The organism is Syntrophothermus sp. (assembly GCF_013314835.1).
Classification (GTDB): domain Bacteria; phylum Bacillota; class Syntrophomonadia; order Syntrophomonadales; family Syntrophothermaceae; genus Syntrophothermus; species Syntrophothermus lipocalidus.
In genome coordinates this window covers 1-4,439 of sequence record NZ_JABUEX010000108.1, presented here as the reverse complement: position 1 = coordinate 4,439, position 4,439 = coordinate 1, and the positions used below count along the sequence as shown (strand labels likewise).

Annotated in this window: 6 protein-coding genes; 1 reads left to right on the top strand and 5 read right to left on the bottom strand. The window is 60.0% G+C overall.

Features of this window, described 5'->3' with window-relative positions; genetic code table 11:
* The 3 genes from HPY90_RS14995 to HPY90_RS14985 all read right to left on the bottom strand — a co-directional run.
* Positions 1-273: FmdE family protein (locus tag HPY90_RS14995; RefSeq protein ID WP_287195679.1), on the bottom strand; the 273-nt coding region annotated here is incomplete at its 3' end.
* A gap of 158 nt (positions 274-431) precedes the next feature.
* Complete coding sequence (locus tag HPY90_RS14990) at positions 432-2,003, bottom strand: ABC transporter substrate-binding protein (protein ID WP_287195677.1); 1,572 nt, start codon at positions 2,001-2,003, stop codon at positions 432-434.
* 63 nt (positions 2,004-2,066) lie between these two features.
* Positions 2,067-2,483, bottom strand: a complete 417-nt coding sequence (locus HPY90_RS14985) for a hypothetical protein (RefSeq protein WP_287195675.1) — start codon at positions 2,481-2,483, stop codon at positions 2,067-2,069.
* Here HPY90_RS14985 and HPY90_RS14980 point away from each other — a divergent pair.
* Positions 2,464-2,712 carry a hypothetical protein gene (locus tag HPY90_RS14980; RefSeq protein WP_287195673.1) on the top strand — a complete coding sequence of 83 codons (249 nt, stop codon included), beginning with the start codon at positions 2,464-2,466 and terminating at the stop codon, positions 2,710-2,712. The two genes, HPY90_RS14985 and HPY90_RS14980, sit on opposite strands and share 20 nt — an antisense overlap.
* On the opposite strand, the gene HPY90_RS14975 is transcribed toward HPY90_RS14980, so the two are convergent.
* Together HPY90_RS14975 and HPY90_RS14970 are read right to left on the bottom strand one after the other, a co-directional pair.
* A complete protein-coding gene (locus tag HPY90_RS14975) occupies positions 2,678-3,535 on the bottom strand; it encodes a metal ABC transporter permease (RefSeq protein ID WP_287195683.1) in 858 nt (285 codons plus the stop codon). The two genes, HPY90_RS14980 and HPY90_RS14975, sit on opposite strands and share 35 nt — an antisense overlap.
* A 146-nt stretch (positions 3,536-3,681) precedes the next feature.
* Positions 3,682-4,439 (bottom strand): metal ABC transporter ATP-binding protein (locus HPY90_RS14970; RefSeq protein WP_353733688.1); only part of this gene is annotated, 758 nt, incomplete at its 5' end.

Sequence of the window (4,439 nt, the reverse complement as noted above, 5' to 3'; positions counted from 1 at the left end):
CCCCAGGTCCCTGCGGCCAAAAGTGTAGACAGGCTTCCCGTAGTCCCGGTAGAGGAGGTTCCCCTTGCCCAGAGTGCACCCGGTCACAACCTGAACGGCGTCGACCCCGCAGGCATCTGTCTCTACGACCGCCACCAGTTCTTCATCCGGAGCGCGCCGCGCCCCAAGCTCCCGCAATCCGGCCCGGGCCGCCCGGTACCCGAAAGCAAGCCCCGCGCAAACATGACCGTGAAACTCAACCGTCTTTTCCCAATCAGTCTTTTCCCGGCACATCACTTGTCTCCTCCTTTTTTTATATTAATCAACCACTGCCCCTGCCACAGCCAAAACCCTGTTCCATGACCTCTGGCCGAAGGCAAAACCGCGGTGAAGTAAAGCGTGACAAACTGCAGTACCCGAAAACCTGTGAGCAGGCACCAGACCGGCGGGGCTTACGAAGAGGCGAGGTAGGAAAGCTTGGCATCGCTCAACGAATGGTGGTCGAACATAAACGTCCAGCCGGCGTAGACCGAAGCGCGGTAAACGTAGTAGGGCGTCGGGTAGTAAAGGGGCAATTCTGGAAGATCCTCCGCCAGGGCTTTCTGGAGCTTTGCCACGAGATTCCGACGTTTCACGGGATTGGTTTCGTGAAGCTGTTCTTTTGCCAGGCGCTCCACCGTGGGATTACAGTACCCCTGGACCCCTCCTGCCGGAGGCCCCGCGCCCTTTGCTGATCTGGTAAACCTTTCTCTTAAATAATCAGGGTCATTGCCCCAGCCCCCCTCCCCGGTGACTGCCAGTTCGTATTTTCCCTGCTTTACCAGAGAGTCCCTGCTTTTGGGAGCCGTGCTGGTGATCTTTAATTCGATCCCCGCCTTTCGAAGCTGCTGCTTGAGCAATTTCCCGAGCCGGGCATCCCCCTGCGCCAGCAGAAGCTCGAAGGCCAGCCGGTTGCCCCGGGCGTCCTCCCTAATCCCGTCCCCGTCACGATCATACCAGCCCAACTGCTCTAAGAGTTCAACGGCTTTCCGGAGATTGTAGCGATACTGGGGAACATTCGGATTGTACCAGATGTGGTCAGGAGGGAGAATGCCGGGGTTGCCCGGGAGGGCGGCACCCTGCGCGCACTTCTCCACCAGTTCCTTCCGGTCGATGGCAAAGGCAAGCGCCTGCCGGAATTCCCGGGATCTGAGCACCGGCCTCAGGTTCAGGTTGAAGATCAGGCGGTAGCCCCAGTAGCCCGGGCCCCTCGCGATATGGCAGCCTGGTTTGCTTTGAAACCGCTCGATGAAATCAGGAGGAACCGCAGCCAGATCAATCTTCCCCTGCTCCAGCGCGAGCGCCTCATCTTCGACAGGCACCATCTCAATGACATCGACGCAGGGTTTGGGCCCCCAGAAGTCCCGGTTCGCTTCAAAACGGTAAGCACCCTCTTCCTTGCTGTAAGAAGCCAGGCGGTAGGGCCCTGTTCCGACAACGGCACGGGGTTCCGTAAAGTGATAGGGATCTGCAACGCCCTTCCAGATGTGCGCGGGGAGGATCGGGAAGCCGGCCAGTTTGTAAAGAAATGCGGCACTGGGCCGGGACAGCCGAAACCTTACAGTGTGTTCATCCAGGCTCCTGACTTCGTCAACCAGTGCAGGATCAATGCCCCAGGCCCGCGGGTGCTTCCGGGCATACTCCCAGCTGAACACCACGTCCCCTGCCGTGAAAGGTTTGCCGTCCTGCCACCTGACATTTTTCCGCAGGTGAAAGGTATAAACCCTTTCCCCGCTCACCTCCCATTTAGCCGCAAGCCAGGGAATAATGCCTCCTTCATCCTTTTCCAGGAGACTATCAAAAACTAGGAGCATTTTGTAATACCCCGGCCCCCGCTCGCAGTGGGCATAAGGACTTGGGTAACCCCAGTCCCCTCCCGCCAGCCGGACGACCACCGGCTTCTCCTCTCCCGCCCGGGAGCCGACCGGCTGCCGAGAGGTGCAGCCGGCTACCAAAACCAGGCAAAAGGCGAGAATTAAAGGCATACAAACTGTTTTTCGAAAATCGCCAAATGCCAGACAACCCCCCTCCCCCCGCTCAAGCAGCCCTCAAAAACGGTCAACAACTCTGAAGAAAAATAAAAACCTTGCAAGCCAGGCCTTTGTAGTTAAGTTGCAGATGGTTATATTCGCCGGGGCTCTGCTAATTCCTGCTCTTCCACTTGTATCTTCAATGGAGAAAATTCCAGACGGTGCCGTCACGGCGATGGGTGGCTTCAAACTAAAACCGGACCCGGGGAGATCCATCGCCTGACGACGCCTGACGACCACCTCGATGAGCAGATTGTTTTCAATCAACCTGCCATCGGCCCGCTTTTGAGTTCTCAATGAGTAGGATACAAAAGATTGGGGCAATAATAAACCCAGGGAATACCCTAGAGGAAACAACATAGAAAAAACTCCCCCTGGCCTGCAAAGGGTTCGGGGAATCAGGAAGGACGGAAAAATGCGGGAAATCAGCATCAATCTCGGCCCCTCCATCGAGCAGGGGGACCTGGAGATCGTCAGGGCGGCGGCCTCCCATCTGAAGCCGGGCGACCACCTGACCCTGAGCCTGGAGGCCGCCGACGCCCACGAAACGGACCGGCTCCTTGCCTTGCTCGCCGATGCCAACCTGGACTGCCAGACGCACGGGAGCCACAGCGGCCAAACATTTTTCATTATTGCCACCCCCCGCGGCCGGGAATCACGCTGAAAAGGTGCCGGAGCCTGTCAGAACCCAACAAGGCCTTTGCTCCGGCAACGGCTCCAAAAAAGAAGAGAGCGGTCATAACGATGCAGCCGCCTGCTGCGATGCCCAGGTGGTACGAAGCCGTCAGACCGAGCAGGGCTGCCAGGACCCCGAAGCCCATGGAAAGCAACACCGTCTGGCGGAAGCTGCCCGCCACCAGAAGCGCCGTGAGAACGGGGATTACCATCAGAGCTCCGACCAGCAAAGTCCCCACAATCCGCAGACTCACGGCAACAAGAAGAGCCGCCATGAAAATGAAAAGGAGGTTCAGCTTATCTACAGGAAGCCCTCCAACCCGGGCCGACTCCTCGTCGGAGCAGATAAAGTAAAACTCCTTGTAGAAGAGCGCCAGGAGGCCCAGGACGCCCCCCGCAACCGCCAGGATCAATCCCAGGTCGGCGGGGCCCACCGTGAGGAGGCTCCCGAACAGGTAAGATGTAATGTCCAGCGCGGCGCTCCGGGTCAGGCCGAAAAAGATTACGGCAAGCGCAAGGCCGCCGCTCATCACCAGCGCCAGGAGCGCCTCGGGCGACAGCCTCTGGCGCGCCCGGAGCCGGTCCACCGCCAGCGCCCCGGAGAGCGCAGCCACGAGGGTAAGCAGGGGCAAAAGGGGGGCGGCAACTCCCAGCCAGAGGCCAAGCGCCATGCCTGCAAGGGAAATGTGGGCAAGGGTGTCGGCCATAAAGGAATAGCGGCGCAGGACGATAAAAACGCCCAGGGCAGGACAGGCAATTCCCGTTGCCAGCCCCGCAATCAGGGCGCGGATCATGAAATCGTAGTGAAGCATCTCCAGCACAGGCATCCCTCTTTCCTTTCCTGAAGCCTGCTTCATACATTTAAGCACGGACAACCTGGGTCAGGAGCCGGTTTTTCCTGCAGTCGTGGTGTTCAGAGCGGCGCAGATCTAACCTATCGCGGATCGAATCCATGTTGCTAGTGATGGTGGGCAACGGGGCGGACCCCCATGCCGTACAGGGAAGAAAGGACGCCGGGAGTCAGGATTTCCCCGGGCGCCCCGTGACAAACAAGGGTCCGGTTGAGGCAGGCCACCCTGTTGACCCAGCGCCCCACCACACCAGTGTCGTGGGTGACCAGAAGCAGGGTCATCCCCTTTCCCTGGTTTAGATACCCCAAAAGCCGGTAAAAGTTGTCCAGGGCGCGCCCATCAAGACCCACCTGCGGCTCGTCAAGAACCAAAAGCTCCGGCTCGCCCGCGAGGGCGCGGGCGATAAAGACCCGCTGCTGCTGCCCTCCGGAAAGGCGCGTCACAGGCCGGCGGCGCAGGTGGGACAGCTCCACCAGATCCAGCGCCTCCTCCACCGCCCGCCAGTCTTCACGCCTCAGCTTCCGGGCCAGACCGGCCCGGCCAAAGCGCCCCGCGGCCACTACCTCCTCAACGGTAGCGGGAAAACCGGGGTCGAAGCCGGGCCGCTGGGGAACGTACCCGACGCGGCACCACTCCCGGAACCTCCCGATCTCCGTTCCAAAAAGAAGGACGCTCCCCTTTAAGGGCTTCAGCAGGCCCAGGATCAGCTTCACCAGGGTGGTCTTGCCGGAACCGTTGGGCCCGACCAGGGCGAGAAAATCCCCCCGCCGCACCGCAAGGGAGACATCCTCAAGCACCATCTGGGCCCCGTAGGCGAAGGAGACATCCTGAAGCTCGAGCACTCCTTCCATCCGCACTCCCCCTT

Excerpts from the sequence above, each read along its gene's own strand:
- HPY90_RS14990 (WP_287195677.1), bottom strand. The coding sequence starts at position 2,003 with ATGCCTTTAATTCTCGCCTTTTGCCTGGTTTTGGTAGCCGGCTGCACC.
- HPY90_RS14980 (WP_287195673.1), top strand. The coding sequence starts at position 2,464 with ATGCGGGAAATCAGCATCAATCTCGGCCCCTCCATCGAGCAGGGGGAC.
- HPY90_RS14975 (WP_287195683.1), bottom strand. The coding sequence starts at position 3,535 with ATGCTTCACTACGATTTCATGATCCGCGCCCTGATTGCGGGGCTGGCA.